16 protein-coding genes are annotated in these 16,227 nt (G+C 43.0%); 3 read left to right on the top strand and 13 right to left on the bottom strand.

Features of this window, described 5'->3' with window-relative positions; all coding sequences use genetic code 11:
- Positions 1–66 precede the first annotated feature (66 nt).
- The 13 genes from AC0SAP_RS05205 to AC0SAP_RS05145 all read right to left on the bottom strand — a co-directional run bounded on the left by AC0SAP_RS05205 (position 67) and on the right by AC0SAP_RS05145 (position 13,743).
- A complete protein-coding gene (locus AC0SAP_RS05205; protein ID WP_473383259.1) occupies positions 67–1,701 on the bottom strand; it encodes a thiamine pyrophosphate-binding protein in 1,635 nt (544 codons plus the stop codon).
- Between the two features lie 168 nt (positions 1,702–1,869).
- Positions 1,870–3,339: an aldehyde dehydrogenase gene (locus AC0SAP_RS05200; protein ID WP_473383504.1), complete on the bottom strand. Its 1,470-nt coding sequence runs from the start codon at positions 3,337–3,339 to the stop codon at positions 1,870–1,872.
- 26 nt (positions 3,340–3,365) lie between these two features.
- Entirely contained in the window at positions 3,366–4,157 is a 792-nt protein-coding gene (locus AC0SAP_RS05195; RefSeq protein WP_473383257.1) for an aspartate dehydrogenase, read from the bottom strand.
- A gap of 143 nt (positions 4,158–4,300) precedes the next feature.
- The gene (locus AC0SAP_RS05190) at positions 4,301–5,113 is read right to left on the bottom strand and encodes an SDR family oxidoreductase (protein WP_286482899.1); all 813 of its coding nucleotides are present in this window, start codon (positions 5,111–5,113) and stop codon (positions 4,301–4,303) included.
- Between the two features lie 125 nt (positions 5,114–5,238).
- Positions 5,239–6,036 (bottom strand): alpha/beta fold hydrolase, encoded by a 798-nt coding sequence (locus tag AC0SAP_RS05185; RefSeq protein WP_473383256.1) that lies wholly within the window; start codon positions 6,034–6,036, stop codon positions 5,239–5,241.
- Between the two features lie 255 nt (positions 6,037–6,291).
- Positions 6,292–6,813 carry a cupin domain-containing protein gene (locus tag AC0SAP_RS05180; protein ID WP_094567675.1) on the bottom strand — a complete coding sequence of 174 codons (522 nt, stop codon included), beginning with the start codon at positions 6,811–6,813 and terminating at the stop codon, positions 6,292–6,294.
- A 167-nt stretch (positions 6,814–6,980) separates the two neighbouring features.
- A complete protein-coding gene (locus tag AC0SAP_RS05175) occupies positions 6,981–8,210 on the bottom strand; it encodes an MFS transporter (RefSeq protein ID WP_286482883.1) in 1,230 nt (409 codons plus the stop codon).
- 330 nt (positions 8,211–8,540) lie between these two features.
- Positions 8,541–9,752 (bottom strand): NAD(P)/FAD-dependent oxidoreductase, encoded by a 1,212-nt coding sequence (locus tag AC0SAP_RS05170; RefSeq protein ID WP_473383254.1) that lies wholly within the window; start codon positions 9,750–9,752, stop codon positions 8,541–8,543.
- A 59-nt stretch (positions 9,753–9,811) separates the two neighbouring features.
- A complete protein-coding gene (locus tag AC0SAP_RS05165; protein ID WP_473383253.1) occupies positions 9,812–10,744 on the bottom strand; it encodes a VOC family protein in 933 nt (310 codons plus the stop codon).
- A gap of 85 nt (positions 10,745–10,829) precedes the next feature.
- The gene (locus AC0SAP_RS05160) at positions 10,830–11,588 is read right to left on the bottom strand and encodes an SDR family oxidoreductase (RefSeq protein ID WP_473383251.1); all 759 of its coding nucleotides are present in this window, start codon (positions 11,586–11,588) and stop codon (positions 10,830–10,832) included.
- Between the two features lie 11 nt (positions 11,589–11,599).
- A complete protein-coding gene (locus AC0SAP_RS05155) occupies positions 11,600–12,670 on the bottom strand; it encodes an aromatic ring-hydroxylating oxygenase subunit alpha (protein WP_094567680.1) in 1,071 nt (356 codons plus the stop codon).
- A 28-nt stretch (positions 12,671–12,698) separates the two neighbouring features.
- Positions 12,699–12,998: a recombinase-like helix-turn-helix domain-containing protein gene (locus tag AC0SAP_RS05150; protein WP_094567681.1), complete on the bottom strand. Its 300-nt coding sequence runs from the start codon at positions 12,996–12,998 to the stop codon at positions 12,699–12,701.
- Between the two features lie 433 nt (positions 12,999–13,431).
- Entirely contained in the window at positions 13,432–13,743 is a 312-nt protein-coding gene (locus tag AC0SAP_RS05145) for a non-heme iron oxygenase ferredoxin subunit (protein ID WP_094567682.1), read from the bottom strand.
- A 344-nt stretch (positions 13,744–14,087) separates the two neighbouring features.
- On the opposite strand from AC0SAP_RS05145, the gene AC0SAP_RS05140 reads away from it, so the two are divergent.
- The 3 genes from AC0SAP_RS05140 to AC0SAP_RS05130 all read left to right on the top strand — a co-directional run bounded on the left by AC0SAP_RS05140 (position 14,088) and on the right by AC0SAP_RS05130 (position 15,933).
- A complete protein-coding gene (locus tag AC0SAP_RS05140; RefSeq protein ID WP_473383250.1) occupies positions 14,088–14,873 on the top strand; it encodes an IclR family transcriptional regulator in 786 nt (261 codons plus the stop codon).
- A 208-nt stretch (positions 14,874–15,081) separates the two neighbouring features.
- On the top strand, positions 15,082–15,435 hold the full coding sequence (locus AC0SAP_RS05135; protein ID WP_094567684.1) for a TM2 domain-containing protein: 354 nt from the start codon (positions 15,082–15,084) through the stop codon (positions 15,433–15,435).
- A 222-nt stretch (positions 15,436–15,657) separates the two neighbouring features.
- A complete protein-coding gene (locus tag AC0SAP_RS05130) occupies positions 15,658–15,933 on the top strand; it encodes a hypothetical protein (RefSeq protein WP_473383248.1) in 276 nt (91 codons plus the stop codon).
- Positions 15,934–16,227: the final 294 nt, after the last annotated feature.

Raw genomic sequence — 16,227 nt, 5'->3', positions numbered from 1 at the left:
CACATTTCAACTCAATCTATCACTCACTGATAGGTGATATTGATAGAACTCTTAATAATAGAACTCTTAATAGAGCTTTTTCTGTGGCGGACCTGCAAAGTTAAGGGGGCCGATCGCAGTCATATCTACTTCAACAACGGTGGGGCCTTCAATCGCAATCGCATCGGCAATGACCTGACGAAACTCCTCAACAGAGCTTGCTAAAAAGCTCACACAGCCCATCGATTCCCCTAACTTCTTATAGCTTGGCGTATGTAGCTCATTATAATATTGGCGACCACCAAAGTAGTTATTCTGAATGCCACGCATCACCCCATAACCTTGATCATTCATCACAAGTAGAACCATATTCAGATTCTCCTGAACCATGGTTGCAATCTCACCAATCCCAAGCATTAAACCGCCATCTCCCACTAAAGAGACAATCTTTTTATCACGATTGGCAATCGCCGATCCAATACCATGCGCCAAACCTAAGCCGATAGCACCTGCAAGCGAGTGGATATTACGAAGTGGAGCTTGTACTGGAAAGAGTCGACTTCCCCAAGTGCTTCCTGACATCGTAATATCTCGCACTAAAATACCACTCTCCGGTAATGCATCTCGTAGAGCAAAACAGATCTCAGCATAAGGACCTAACTGCTCTGTCAAAGCATTGATCGCCGCTTCTTTCGCTTCTCTAATCTCTCGATCATAGTCAGGATCGATAAAAGAGTGTTGCTCTAAGGCGGTTGCAAGATACGCTAAAGAGGCTTTTGCCTCAGAGCAGATAAAGTGCTCGACACGGTAGTTTCTCTGCTGCGCGACAGGATTGGCATCAATCTGAATCAATTTTTCAGGAAATTGGACGCTATAAGTCTTCGTCTCATTACTTCTCAAACGAGATCCCACTACCAAAGCAATATCAGCTGACTTTAGGAGCTCTTCGACCTTTTGAGAGTTATGGAAAGCGCCCAAACTACGGGGATGGTGATCCGGCAATACTCCTCTTGCATGGGTCGATGAGAGAACAGGAATCCCAAGATCTGCCAATGCTTTAACCTCATCTTCAGCCTCTAAACATCCTCCTCCAATCCATAGAATTGGGCGTTTTGCCTCTTTTAAAGACTCTACCACTCTGTCTAAGGCAGCACGATCGATCATCGGCATCTGTAAAGCTCCCACAGGATAGAGCTCTTCGGGAAGCTCGATCTCGGCCGCTTGTACATCGATCGGAATCTCAACACTCACCGGCCCCATTGGAACGGTTTGCGCCACACGAATGGCCTCACGCATAATACCAATGGCATTATCGGGACTCATAATACGATAAGCTGCCTTACTCGCCGCCTTCAAGAAAGTTAATTGATCTTTTGCTTCATGAATAAATGAGGCATCTCGATCGAGATACTCTCGTTCAACCTGACCGGTAATATGTAATACCGGACTCGCCGCATTACAGGCCTCAATTAGAGATCCCACCGCATTTCCGGCGCCAGCACCGGTACTTGTAATTGCAACACCTAATCCCTTAAAACGCGCATGGGCATCTGCCATCGTTAAGCAACCTGCTTCCCCTCTAGAGCAGACAAAATTGATCTTCTCTCGGCGCCCAATAGCATCTGCAATAGGGAGGTTATGGATCGAAATAACACCATACACATCCTCAACACCATGCATCTCTAATAAGCGTGCAATCGCTTCTCCAACTGTTACCTTCATTCTTTTCTCCTACGCCTTCTAATCTGCGTCTATCTTATTCTCTACCCATATTCTCTATTTTTAGAGACGCTATCGATCTAATAACATTTTCTCTCATGAGATATCTCACTCGATATCTCGCTACCTCTCGCGCGAGCTCTCTATTTTTCTTTATCTATCTCTCTTTTATTACGACTCACACCAAGGATTAGGAGTCTCATCTAAGCTTAAGAAGATACTCTTTTGTTGCATATAAGAGAGAATCCCTAAACGCCCCTTCTCTCGCCCGATACCGCTCTCTTTATAACCCCCAAAAGGTGTTGAGATAGAGAATTTCTTATAGATATTGATCCAAATGGTTCCCGCTTCTAAAGTTCGTGCTAATTGCCATGCACGGCGATAATTTTCTGTCCAGATGCCGGCAGATAGCCCATAAACGGAGTCATTAGCTTCGGTAATAAGTGCTGCTTCATCATCAAAAGGAAGCACCACCAATACAGGGCCAAAGATCTCCTCTTGACAGACAGAGTCACTATTTTTTAAGCCGGTAATAATCGTCGGGGCATAATAACTGCCCTTTGCTAACGCCCCTTCTAATAGCCGTTTTCCACCTATCTCGATCTTCCCCCCTTCAGCAACCGCCTGCTGAACATAACGGTCGATACTCTCTAAATGTTGCTCGCTAATCACTGGTCCCACCTGTGTTGTGGGATCTTCTGGGTGTCCAACGCGCAGAGCGGCACTCTTTTCAATGAGTTTTGCTAAAAAAGGCTCATAGAGCGAACGATGCACAAAGAGGCGTGAGCCGGCGATACAGGCTTGTCCGGCTGAACTAAAGATGCCATAAATAACACCATTGACGGCTAACTCTAAATTGGCATCCTCTAAGACGATTGTAGGTGATTTCCCTCCAAGCTCTAATGAGGTGGTAATCAGGCGCTCAGCAGCAACATGAGCTAACGCTCTTCCAGTATTGGTGCCTCCGGTAAATGAGATCTTCTTCACTAATGGATGATTCACAATGGCATTTCCCACCACCGAACCACGCCCCGGCAGAACACTTAAGATTCCCTTGGGCAATCCTGCTTCTTCAAATCGTTTAGCTAATTCTAGTGCAATTAACGATGTAGCTTCCGCAGGCTTTAAGATGACCGCATTACCCCCCGCTAATGCCGGGATCAACTTCTGCACTTCAGAGGCAATAGGAGAGTTCCAAGGGGTTATTGCCGCAATAACGCCCAATGGCTCATAGAGGCTAAACGTAATAGCATCATGCATACGCTGATTGGTTAATTCGTTATCCATCGTCTCTAATGTAGAGGCGACATAACGCGTCGTGGCAATAGCACTTGCAACCAATCCCCGTGTTTCATAGAGAGGTTTACCATTATCCCGAGTTTGAAGCTGAGCGAGTTCATCTCGATCCCGCTCTAAAATATCTGCAAACTTAAAGAGAATGCGCGCTCTCTCTGTCGGCAATAGGTCTCTCCAGGTGGGCTCTCTCCATGCTCTATCTGCTGCAACAATCGCCTCTTTTACATCTTCTAATGAAGCTGTGGAAAACTCTGCGTTAAGACTCATATCTGCGGGGAAGAAGCTCTTAGAAGGCTCTCCACGACCAACTCTCCATTCACCTGCTAAAAATATTTTTTTCACTATATCCTCCTTATCCTCTGTCAATATCCTTAAATGAGCAACGCATCATCTAGCTGACGACAGAAACGCGCAACACTTAATGCAGCGAGCATTGAGGTCTTAGGGTTACTCTCTAAAGGAACCCCCATCATCACAATCTCCATAGCACCAAACTTACCTTGCGCAATGATTTTATGCTGATTTCGCGCCATCTCTGGATCGGCAATCAACTCAACTTCAGTCTCATCCATTCCGATTCCGGCAAGCGCTAAAGTAGCAGCGACATTGGCATTAGCAGGAAAACGTTTTGCCGCTTCTCTCGCACTTCCCTTAAAGAAAGTGGTCGCATTCTCTAGCTGATCGAGATCGACAAGCTCTTCTGCATAACTTCCCTTCCAACTACGGGGATTCTTTCTCCCTTGATAGAGAACGGAATCTAATCCTGCTAATTTAGCCGAGGCTAAACCATCGATGCCGGCAATCGCTCCCGATAAGATCGAGATCTTCACCTGATGCTCTTTTGCTGCCTGCTCAACCTGCTTCTGAAATAGTGAATCGGCAAAGGTTCCTACTGAGATCACCCCAACATCGATTCCCGCACTAATCAAATCAAAGAGATGTGCTTTCAATCCTAACTGCCCTGCCATCTCAACGGCACAATCTGGCTGACCATCTATCTCCGAGATGCGACTAATGACTTTAATCTCATCGCCCACAATTGCTTGAGTCTTAGCGACATCTTGTGGCATCACTACTAACCACCCCACTTTGACATCTTCGGGTAGAAGCGGCATCACAGCTTGTGCCATCGCCCCATAACCAATCATTACTATTTTCTTCATTCTCTCCCCTATCTCTTCCTGCTCACTCTATATCTGTTATTCTCTATCTATTGCTTCTCTATCCATTTATTCTCTATATATTAATTGCTCTCTATTACGCTTCTACCGATACCACTTATTGATTATTTTATGGAGCAACCTCATCAAATCTCTCGACTGAAGCCACCTGAGACATCAACAACTGACCCCGTTGTATAGGAAGACATCGGTGATGCTAAAAAGAGTAACGCTCGAGCCGCCTCTTCTGCCTTACCTAATCGCCCCATGGGGATTCCTCGCTCCTGGGCAATGCCGGCAATCCACTCATCCCAACTCTTAGAACGATCTGAACGCTCCTCATATCGACGGCGCCACTGCCCCGACTCCACCATACCGATTAAGATCGAATTGACCCGAATCCCATTAACTCCTTTCTGAGCAAATTCTTGCGACAATGTCTTACTCAAATTGAGTAAGCCCGCTCTTGCTGCCGATGTTGCAATCATATGCCGCTCCGGCTTTAGGGCTAATAGCGAGTTCACATTGGTAATCGAGGCCATATCTGATTGCTCTAAGTAAGGCAATGCCGCCTTAATAGGATTTAAGACACCAAAATATTTAAGAGTCACTTCTCCGAGCCAATCCTCATCTTGAGTCTCTTCAAAAGAGGCGACTTTCCCCTGCCCGGCATTATTAATTAAGAAATCGATCCCCCCAAAATGTTGAACTACAGCGTTGATCATTGCTTCCACAGAATCACGATCTAGCACATCTGCGACAATGGTTAACATGTCACTAGACGAAACTTCAGGTAATGCTAACCTCACCGCTTCTAAAGAGGCATCTAAACGCGCCTGATTACGTCCACACCAAGCAACTTTAGCACCGCCTGCTAGAAGTAATTTTACCGTTTCTAAACCAATACCAGATGATCCACCGGTCACAATTGCGACCCGATTCTCCACACCAAAACTCATCGACTGCCTCCTCATCTTCCTTCTAATCCTTCCTATTTATGATTCTCGTCTCAATATCAAACGCTCTCTTCCTCTAATAGAGGGGGGAGATCCGCCTATCTCACTCTGTAAACGTTTTTTTCCTCTTAAATCGGCCCAAAGAGTCTCTCTTTAAAAAAAAGTGGCGCATCGATATAAGCAAGATGCCCCGCATCAGCAACCTCAACTAAATTGAGCCTTGAATGTCGTGCTTTTAAAGCATGCATCCCTTCTGGTGGCGTAATGCCATCTTTCAGGCCAAAATAGAGATCAATCTCCAATTGTGGATCAATTTGTGACAATGCACGATCGATCGAATCATAAGCAAGAAGATGAGATGCATTGGTAAAGCCATCCATTGTTAAACGTTGAGAAACTTCACGAACAATGTCCATATTCTCAGTAGAAGGATTTCCAAGCAGATAAAGACCGCGCTCCTCAGCCATCCCTAAATTCCCTAATCGAGCTAATAATTTTGGCCGACGCTGATACACTTCCGCCTTAACAGATTCCTCTTCTTTAGCATATCCTTGTGCCGGTGCAATCAGCTGGACTCGCTCTAAATATTGTGGATATTTTGCAGCAAAAGCAGTGGCCATCATCGCCCCAAGAGAGTGCCCCACTAATATGATGCGCTCCAACCCTAACTCATTGATCAATGCAAAGAGGCGATCGGAATAATCTAACGCCAAAGGGGTATCTGTTATCAACTTCTCACTCTTCCCATATCCGGGCGCATTCCAGGCAATAAGATGAGCAGAGATTTCACGATCCTGTAACTGTTTAATCCATGAGTATGCGCCAGAGCTAATCCCATGGAGTAACAGAAAAGGTGTGCCCTCTCCCTTTTTCTCTAAATACTCGATCCCGCTCTTTGGGGCGAATTGATACTCAACCTGATTCATAAAATCTCTTCTCCTCTCAATCATCAGTCAAGATGGCTTAAATCGATATCTCCTAAAATCTTTAACAGATCCTCAATACATCTCAAATTAAGAACCCGATCCCTCTAGGATTCGATTTAAGCCCCTCTTGTTATCCCTTCTTCTTATCTCTTTTGTTATTAATATTACGTACAAAATCTCATGATCTTGAATAACCTATCTATCTCTAATCACGTTTAATGACACTTGATTACACTTAACTACACATAATTACACTTAATTACGCTTAACTTTAGAGAGCGGATGATCTTCAGGATAGGTCGGGATCTGCGGTTTTGAAGTACCCAACATGACACACATTAAGGCATCTTCTTGCGTATAGTTATAAAGTCCACGATAAATTCCTGGAGGAATAGAGATCAGGTCACGCTCTTTAAGAATGACTGAATATTTCTCCCCTTTATCTTCTAAAAAGAGTTCGATAGAACCTCTTAGCAGGAAAAAGACCTCTTCAACATCATCATGAAGATGGAGTGGCCCTTCACATTGTGCCGGTAATACCATCGTTGAAAATGTAAAGTTCTCTGCCGGAACGGTATTACTATCTGATGCAACGCCTGTTGCGCCTGTCCCCATGTAACGCATCTGCGCACGTCGATATTTAGGGTCATAATCAGCTTGAAATTTGAGTGCATCAAAATCATACTTACGATCTTCTAATCGTGCGATTCGTGTATTCATCCACTCTTCTAAACTTTTGCCTTCTGGACGGTTCCAAGTTTCAAATTCTCTAGACATCTCTATTCTCCTTTGTGAATAAATTTTATGAATAAATCTCTATGGATAAGATCCCCTTTGGGTTCTCAATAAAGTATTGTTGTTACAGTTACTTCTTCAATAATATTTCCGCTCTATTGCGATCGGTAGGAAGTTACTGCTCTAAAAGTGCCCCTGATAACATCTCCCTAATAACGTCTCAATAAGGGGACAAGAATGATCGATCCTGCAACGGCAACACCCGCAAGAAAGATAATTCCGGTATTAAAGTTGCCAGAAAAGGCAACGATATATGCGATTAAGACCGGTACAATAGCGCTTGTAAAGTTAGCGAGACCATTAAAAATCCCCCCTGCAGTCGTCGCCACATCACGATCACTCACATTTGAGAGAAGTGCAAAGACGGCCGATACGGAAACTCCCCACATTAAAGAGCTGATGGTCATCATCGTAATCACGAGTATATTGCTCTCAACGATCACCATTAGGTACATCGCTATCCCGGCACCTAATAACCCTATAAAGACTTGCGGTGCGCGACGAATCGAAAAACGATCTGAGTAGAGCGCTCCTCCGATCTCTCCAATCAACATCCCAATAAAAGGGATCATCGATAGTGCGCCAAACTCTTTAAGATTGAATCCTTTCTCTTCCATGAGATAGGTAGGAATCCAACTATTGAGTCCCCAGAGATAGGTCATCAAAGCGATATTAAAAAAACAGACTAACCAAAAAGGACCATTACTCATCAATCGCTTAAGATTAACACTATGTGAGCTCTTAACGACTCGCTTCCGTCCCGATACTTCCACATTACGCAAACCATAATGGACTAAGATTGTTGCAATTAAGGTTAATGCGCCCATCACATAGAAGGTGGTATGCCAATCGTAATTGCCTAAAACATATGCGGTAATCGGAAATCCTAACGCCGCACCAATAGGGGTACCTAAAATAAACATTGTGGAGGCACGCGCCTGCTCTTTATCGCTATAACAGAGCTTTACGATGCTATAGCAGAGTGCAAAGAGAGGTCCTTCTGCAATCCCTAATAAGATCCGATTGATCAGCATCCCTTCATAAGTCGTTGTAAATCCCATAATGAGCATCAAGATACCCCAGCTCAAAACAGACCAGAAAATTAATTTTTTAGGGCTAAATAGATCTCCTAAAAAACTTAAAAATACGGAGGAGAAACCATAAGAGAGAAGGAAACTTGTCATCAACCAACCGAGCCTGCTCTTATCTTCAACAACACCCATCGTCTCTTGAAAAGCGGGATCAGAAAAGAGTACAGCAATGCTGATCTTGTCAAAAAAGGCTAAGACAACGCAGATCATTAAGACTGTTGCCGGCGTCCAATGCACTATTAAATTTTTGGGCACAAAAGGTAGCCTTTCAGCTAGCGCTTCTTTCATAAATTTCCTCCTAGTAGATATCTCAATGCGTACTCTTGATGAGAGTCGATCTTTTGCACTGTCGACTTATTACGCTTCGGTGGTTGCTCTTTTCTGCTATTTTTATTCTGATTCTCTATTGCTTTTTCTATTACTTTTTCTATTACTTTTTCTATTCTATTTCGACACTGACTTCTATCTTATAGAGACCCTCTCCCCCTATTTCTCGCCTGTTTCTCTGCGCTCCTACTTTAGAGCGATAGCCCTCTCGCTGGCATGCTTGAACTTCTACCAATTTATTCTGATAAATCCATCCTGATCAATCGCTCCTATCGAATTTAGCCTCATCAATTAACGGAGCTTCATCACATTAAAAGCAGGATCGCCAATCTCTACCGCCTCTAAAGTTCTATCAGCCTTGATCCATCGCTTTGCAATCTGTACTACTCTTGCATCATTAATCGAAACTAAATATTGCAATTTTCCCTCAGGCGTAAGGTAGAAGAAGCTCTTTTGACGTGGCGCGCTATCACGGATCACTACCTCAGTACGATCAAGTCCGACCGGCGTCCCTAAAATCTGAATATTGCAATCATATTGATCCGACCAGAGCCAAGGGGTTTCACGGTAAGGTGTCGCCTTCTCGCCCCCTAACATCGCTTTTGCGGCAATTACCCCTTGATGCTGTGCATTTGCCCAAGATTGAACAGAGAACCCTAAATCTGGGTGAATAGCGACATCTCCTGCAGCATAAATATGGGGATCAGATGTCTGGCAATAATGATCTACAACAATACCGTCACGCACATCTAATCCTGCCTCAACAGCGAGCTCTTTATTGATATGCGCCCCTGCTCCAACAACGACTGCATCAAAGCTGCGCCATTTCTCCCCATTTTGAATAATCGTTAACGCCCCATTCTCTTCCACAATATCGAGAGTTCCACACTCAAAACAGAGCTCAATACCCTCTTCTTGATGAAGCGACTCAATAAAATCAGAGACCTCGACAGAGACACTTCTAGCACAGAGACGCTCACCTAACTCCAATAGTGTGACAACACACCCCTGTTGCCGTAATGAGGCTGCAATCTCTAAACCGATCCAACCACCACCAATAATTGCAAGTGACTTAATCGATGGGAGCGCGCGCTGCAATGCTAAACTATCCTCAACTGTACGCAGTGTGAAGAGATTAGGCAGAGATCGCCAGGCATCAACAGGAACTCGTGCTTGACTGCCGGTCGCAATCAGAAGCTTGTCATAAGGAAGCTGTGAACCATCTGAGAGCGTCACTACCTGTTTATCACGATCGATTTTGGTAGCAGAGAGGGGCGCGTAGAGCGTCAAATTGAGCGCCGCAATCTTCTCTGGTGGGAAGAAATGGAGATTTTGATGATCCATCTCTCCAAGCAATACCTGCTTCGATAATGGTGGTCTTTCATAAAAGAGTTGTGATTCATCTGAAATCACGGCAATCTCTCCTTCAAATCCCTCTTCTCTTAAGGTATAAGCAGCCCAAGCAGATGCCTGCCCACCCCCAATAATAACCACTTTCTCCATCTTCACTCCCTCCTTTTTCTATTTTGATAATAGGTTTCACATGAAACAATAGTGACGCTTTAAGATCCTTTGACCTGGCGTCGTGTTTCATGATCCAGGCCACCCTCAATCGCCCACTCCGTAAAGAGCTCAAGAGCATAATCATAGACTCGGGGTATCCATGCCGGCGTCACATAATCATCATTGGTGTAATACTCAAAAGCGCCCCCTAAAGGTGAATGTACATACCAGAAATAAGCTGATGAGACGGGATGACGACCAGGACCGATAAAGGAATCCCATTTGAGTCGATTCATATTGAGCCCCCCACCAATCACCTCATGAATATCTCGCACCACAAAAGCAACATGATTGAGCCCCGTTGTTTCACGTTGTGGCAGTTTCAATAAGAAGAGATCATGATGCCAACCTTCTGCAGCACAACGCATAAAAGCGCCACGCCCACGATAGGCATCTGAAAGATAGAAGCCTAACTTCTCCTCATAAAACTTCTGCGTCTTTTCTAAATCCGGGGTAAAGAAGACCACATGCCCAATAGCAACAGGATCTGCTTTTTCATAAACAGGACTAGGCGCATTGACCCGATTGATTCTGCCAAACTGATTGATCGGCAGACTTGTCGCCTCTAAATCTGCTTTTAGAATGTACTCCTCAAAACGGAGCGTCATACCATTGGGGTCCTGACACTGAACAACACCATCGGCAAAGTGATATCCCGGCTCTGACTGAAGTCTCTCTGCTAGAAGCTCAATGTCTTGATAACGATTCACCGCCCAAGTCACCTCTCTTAAGGTGGATCCTGCTTCAAATGCCGGCGGTAAGCGCTCATCATCGATAGCAAAAACATAGATTGAGCTACCATTGCCTAATTGATATTTCGCTGCCCTCTCAATATCACTCTCTACCTCTTTAAGGCCAAAGTCTGCAAGATATTGTTTCGACTTTGCAATATCCTCAACACCAAACTTTAATGTTTTGATTCCATTTAACATACTTAAATTCCTCGTTAAAACTTCTGACTCTGATGAACCCTATTAATTTCTGCGTAATAGTACGTCATGTTTGTTTCATATTTATTTAATTAAAGACAAAACCACCATTAACAGGGATATTTTGCCCGGTAACAAAAGCAGCGAGATCAGAGAGAAGATAGAGTGCGGTGCCACTGACATCTTCAGGAAGTTGTTCCCGTTGAATCGCTCGGCCATTAACATAGAGTGAGTGTCGCTCTGCCGGTACATATGCCGTCGCTTCAACTAATGTTAAGCCTGGAGAGAGGCTATTGACGGTAATATTAAACTCTCCCAATTCACGGGCCATAGAGCGTGTCATCGCCAAGATAGCCCCTTTACTTGCGGTATAAGCCATCAATTTAGGGGCCCCCCAAAGGGCCGTATCGGAAGCGATATTCACCACGCGACCCTGATCCGATCTCTTAAGAAAAGGAACCATCGCCTGTGTCATCAACCATGTTCCTTTCACATTAATAGTCATGACTCGATCCCATAGATCAGGATCATAATTCATCATATCGACGCCCCCAACACCTGTAGCTAGCGCCGCACAATTAATTAAACCATCCACATAGGGCCACGCTTGCTCAACTTCCTCAGCAACCTTATCGATAGCTTCAGGCAAACTTAAATCTGCCACAATATAGGATGCCGGCAATCCCTCAGCTTGCAGTAATTCTGCTCGCTCTTTTAAGAGATCCTCTAAAATATCGACCATTAGTACTGTAGCACCAGCCTCTAGAGCCGCGCGAGTAAAGTCATACCCTAACCCGCGTGCCGCGCCTGTAATGACGATCTTTTTCCCCTCTAATAGTGCTCTCATGATCACCTCAATTATTCTGCAGGATGAATAGTGGCGCCCACAGCATCTACATTTGCCTGACTCGCTTGATATGCCTCATACTCTTTAAACTGCTTTTCTGCGGCGCGCTTAAAAGTGCGGCGGAGACGTGTAATACCGACATCATGTTGATAAAGGAACTCATGCTCTCGAGCATTAGGGGCTAATAGCTCTAAAATAATACGATCTTGCTCTAATACATCCCAATGCAATCCTTCTAAATGATTGCGATACATAAAGCGCCAAGTATCACGCTCCCATCCTGAAACTTTACGGCAACGCCAGAAAAATACGCGCGTATTATTTTCATCAATAGGGGTCGCAAAACCAACAATCCAGAAGCTTCCACCAGGACCAAATTTAGATTGATAAGGAATAGAGAGTCGTAACCAAGCGCCACCAGTTTCTCCATACTCCACCCAGTCAAAGTTCACGCCTGATTGCCCATCTTTCTCAAAGATAAAACCTGTTTTCGTCATTTTTAGGCTCATCTCCGCTTGGCGATCACCCTCAGACATTGAGTGAGAAACGGAGTGAAGATAAGTTCCATGCATGGGATCCATCACATTATCAACTGCATATTGATAATTGACTTTCCAATCTGCGATACAGAGGAAATGACTCCACTCATCACTATCGAGTTGCTCCGGGAAAGTGAGTTCTGTAGGTGCTTCATCACCAACACCAAACCAGAGGAAAATGGCACCATGAACCTCTTTCACATGGTATGATTTCACACAAGTAGCCCCGGTCATCGGACAACTTGCAACAGCAGGAACATCCTCAACAACACCATCAAAACGAACTTCAACACCGTGATACCAGCAAGCAACACGATTGCCTAAATTCCATCCTAAAGAGAGTCTCGCACCACGATGGGGGCAGCGATCTTCAAGAGCATGAACCTTACCCTCTTCATCACGCCAAACAACAATGTTCTCACCTAAGCGGGTAATTCCCACAGGACTGGTCCCTACCTCCCAACTCGCTAATACTGGATGCCACAGGTTACGTAAACCAAAGTTGAGGTACTCTTGTGCGTCTTTAAATTTTCTAGATGTCATAATCTTCTCCTCCTACACTCTTAAAACCTTAATAACCTAAACGAGCCATCTCAGCTTCGAAGCTCTCTTCTGTAAATTTCTCACCACTCTCTAATAACATTCCTTGTTCATTAAGCGCAGAAACCACCTCGGAGAGTGTTGTCGCCCCTTTTGAAAAAGCGGCAATAAGGTTCTCCACAAGACTCAATTCATAAGCGGAAGGTTCATGTGCACGGTTTTGCCAAACCACATGCTTCACATCTCCAGGAATCTGAATATTATTGATGCCGGCATCAGGGTTAGGTCTATTTTCTAGCCAGGTTTTAAGCTTTTCATTGTAATTTGCCATCTGCTTCCTCCTTTGATTTCTGTATGTCATTGCATACAAAATTTCTTAATAATTTCTTAATTTATAGTATCTCTTGGTATCTTGAATCAGCCTACACTTCACCTATCGACCAAGCTACAACAGAGTATTGATACAAGATATTTGATATCAGTGATTAAAAATCGATCTCCTTTCGCTCCCTCACGTCTACCACAGGTACACTTTAAAAAAGCTCCCTTTTGCAATAGCCCTCAATAATCTCATTCCAATGAATCTATTTAACAAAAGGGAAATGGAGGTAATACGGAGATATGAAAATATGAATATAGGGAGATATTAAGATTTAACTCTTCAAAAATAGTTATTAAATAGAACAATAATCACTCTATTATCCTAATCTCTGCGCTCTTCCCTCTTCTCTACGCTCGATAACAAAAAGTATCAACAGCAATAGTTACTGTTCAACAGAGATCATGATCTCTCCTGCCTCTACTTTCACAGGATAAGTCAATAAATTTCGACAGCCAGGGCCACTCTCTAAATTCCCCGTCTTAATATCAAAAATAGCTTCATGAAGAGGACATTCAACTGTTCCGTCTTCCACAAAGCCTTCTGTTAAGAGTGCATAAGCATGGGGGCAGATATTCTCAATGGCGAAATAGTGATCTCCCACCTGAAAGATTCCGATCTTAATATCCCCAATATCAACCGATTTAGGCATATACTCTTCCACTTCACCCACTTGGCATACTGAAACCCAATTCATCTTCTTCCTCCTCAAAGACCCCTATCCTGCTTGACAGGGATAATCAGAAAATAGCGATCCACTCATATTATTGTTTTGACATCTTGTGAATGGTAATCGTCTGTTATTCAAATAAAATATTTAATTTATAAGGGTAATCCCATAATGACTAGTCTTTTATCTAGCTTATTTTGCTCAATCTACTAAATTATTTAGTTTTATATATAAAACACCATTTACTTTATAAAACAATAATGCAAGAATACGATTAATAAAAGAAGCTTGTCAAGCCCATTTTCTAAATAGGAGTCTTAACAGCTAATTTTTCCTATAATAGATAAGAATAAAAAGTGAGGAGTTTAGCGATGATTGAAGAGATTGATGCAGAAAAATACCTTGTGCCGGGGCTCGTTAGAGGATTGAAGATATTAGAAAGTTTTACCGCAGAAAAGAGTGAGATGACTCTAAGCGAGATCGCTAAAAACTTAGAAATTAATCGATCAAGTGCTTTCCGATTAGTCCAAACATTGGAATATTGTGGTTATCTTTTGCGCACGCCTCATAAGAGTTATAAGCTCAATGTGAAAGTACTACAACTCGGTTACACCGCAATTGAATCGATGAATATTCCACAGCAAGTTACGGCGATTATGCAGCAATTACGGGATAAAACAAAAGTAGCCGTTCATCTTTCTATTCTCGATGATATCGAAATTGTCTATCTCAATAATATTCAGGCATTAGGGGCTTTCACCTCCAATATTCGAGTTGGAACGCGATGGCCTGCTTATGCAACAGTGATTGGTCAAATGTTATTAGGATCATTGAGTAATGAGGAGATAAGGGCTCGTTTTGAGGGAGTCTCCGAATGGGAAAAATACTCAGCGTCAACAGCAAAAGATATCAATGAATTGATTGAAAAGATCGAAATAGCAAGAAACTCCGACTATCTCATTAGCTGGAAAAACTTTAAACCCGATATGATTGCCTGCGCTGCACCTATTCGCGGTAAAATCTCTAAAGAGATTCAATATGTACTCTCTGTAAGTTGTCCGGCAACAAGCTATAGTAACCGAGAGCAATTTGTAAAAGAGGTTGTTCCGCTACTATTAACAGCTGCCGATGAGATTTCAGATCTGATGATTCAATAACATTACTCTGCTACATTATGCTGATCGATTCTAAAATAGATTTTAGAGTAGAACCCTATTTTCCCTCTATTAGTATTATTAGTATAAAATAGAAGAGATTCCCTATTAATAATCGATGCAGATGTAGGTATGTAGCACTATTAGAAACCTCTACCATAGAGCGATCGATCAATCTGATTAATTCAACGTAGAAGAAAGGAGTATTCTAGTGAATAGTCATAATCAAGAGTTTATCAATACTTATCTTGCTATCAATGCGAATAAATATCCTAAAGAAGCACTAACAACAGTGACCTCTATTTTACACAGGCTCAATGAGAGTCAACAAGCGGCACTCCATGCACTTCCTCTTAAAGATCCGACATTAGCATTACTTCTCTCCTTCTTCTTCGGCTCTTTTGCTGTAGATCGCTTCTATATTGGTAATATTTTATTAGGAGTTCTTAAGCTCATTACAATTGGTGGCTTAGGTATTTGGACGGTAATAGATTGGTTTATCATCTCCAAGCAGACCCGGCAACAAAATTTAGACCTTTTACTCAAATTTGCAGATCAACTATAATCTTTAAAAACGGAATTCATCATACAACTCACCTCTTTTTAGAGTGAAATAACCGTAATCAAATAGTATCTGATCTACATAGATGGTAAAACCAACAAGGGCTGGCGGGTATCTGCAAAAGAGCAGACCCATCAGCCCAATTTTATATCTTAGTACTTAGTAGTACTAATCAATAACTACAGATAAATTGATCCAACATCACAAAGGAATTACACCTATCTCATGATATTACTTGTTGTTGCCCTTATTGTTATTCTCTTTTTAATCTATATTCTCCGCTATCAAAGAGCACTCATTCGATATGGCATTCCTCTTCTTGCTATTCTAGCCACTCTATTGCTCTTCTTTATTTTACAAAATATTATCTATCCCTATGATAAGCATACTCCTATTCGAGCAAGTGAACAGAATCAAAAATTAGAAGAAAAAAGCAGAAATAGCCGAATGCGATCTCGTGAGCGACAACTTCAAAGAGGAGAGATTGAAGCAATCAATTGATCTTTATAAAGCCTTTCTTCAATCTATTCACAAAAGGGGGCTGATGAATTGCCGGATCTTACTATCGCGTTCTTCCAGAAGTTATGTGCCGGCAATGGACATCGAAGTTGCCGACCAGCGGGCATGCATTGGTTAAAAGAATGAAGTAGTTGGCTCCCGCAGCTCCAGGAGCTTTCTTAAGAATAAAAAATCCAGACAAAGAAAAAGCTCCTAGCTAATTAGCTAGGAGCTCTTAATGAAGCCCTGGGGTTGACCTACTCTCACATGGGATCTCCCACACTACCATCGGCGCTG

This window comes from Ignatzschineria sp. PL_is040 (assembly GCF_055813795.1).
The sequence above is the reverse complement of the archived record's forward strand: the minus strand, read 5'-3'. Positions and strand labels throughout refer to the sequence as shown.

Coding starts and splice junctions, on each gene's coding strand:
- AC0SAP_RS05205 (WP_473383259.1), bottom strand. CDS start 1,701: ATGAAGGTAACAGTTGGAGAAGCGATTGCACGCTTATTAGAGATGCAT.
- AC0SAP_RS05195 (WP_473383257.1), bottom strand. CDS start 4,157: ATGAAGAAAATAGTAATGATTGGTTATGGGGCGATGGCACAAGCTGTG.
- AC0SAP_RS05190 (WP_286482899.1), bottom strand. CDS start 5,113: ATGAGTTTTGGTGTGGAGAATCGGGTCGCAATTGTGACCGGTGGATCA.
- AC0SAP_RS05185 (WP_473383256.1), bottom strand. CDS start 6,036: ATGAATCAGGTTGAGTATCAATTCGCCCCAAAGAGCGGGATCGAGTAT.
- AC0SAP_RS05180 (WP_094567675.1), bottom strand. CDS start 6,813: ATGTCTAGAGAATTTGAAACTTGGAACCGTCCAGAAGGCAAAAGTTTA.
- AC0SAP_RS05175 (WP_286482883.1), bottom strand. CDS start 8,210: ATGAAAGAAGCGCTAGCTGAAAGGCTACCTTTTGTGCCCAAAAATTTA.
- AC0SAP_RS05170 (WP_473383254.1), bottom strand. CDS start 9,752: ATGGAGAAAGTGGTTATTATTGGGGGTGGGCAGGCATCTGCTTGGGCT.
- AC0SAP_RS05165 (WP_473383253.1), bottom strand. CDS start 10,744: ATGTTAAATGGAATCAAAACATTAAAGTTTGGTGTTGAGGATATTGCA.
- AC0SAP_RS05160 (WP_473383251.1), bottom strand. CDS start 11,588: ATGAGAGCACTATTAGAGGGGAAAAAGATCGTCATTACAGGCGCGGCA.
- AC0SAP_RS05155 (WP_094567680.1), bottom strand. CDS start 12,670: ATGACATCTAGAAAATTTAAAGACGCACAAGAGTACCTCAACTTTGGT.
- AC0SAP_RS05150 (WP_094567681.1), bottom strand. CDS start 12,998: ATGGCAAATTACAATGAAAAGCTTAAAACCTGGCTAGAAAATAGACCT.
- AC0SAP_RS05145 (WP_094567682.1), bottom strand. CDS start 13,743: ATGAATTGGGTTTCAGTATGCCAAGTGGGTGAAGTGGAAGAGTATATG.
- AC0SAP_RS05140 (WP_473383250.1), top strand. CDS start 14,088: ATGATTGAAGAGATTGATGCAGAAAAATACCTTGTGCCGGGGCTCGTT.
- AC0SAP_RS05130 (WP_473383248.1), top strand. CDS start 15,658: ATGATATTACTTGTTGTTGCCCTTATTGTTATTCTCTTTTTAATCTAT.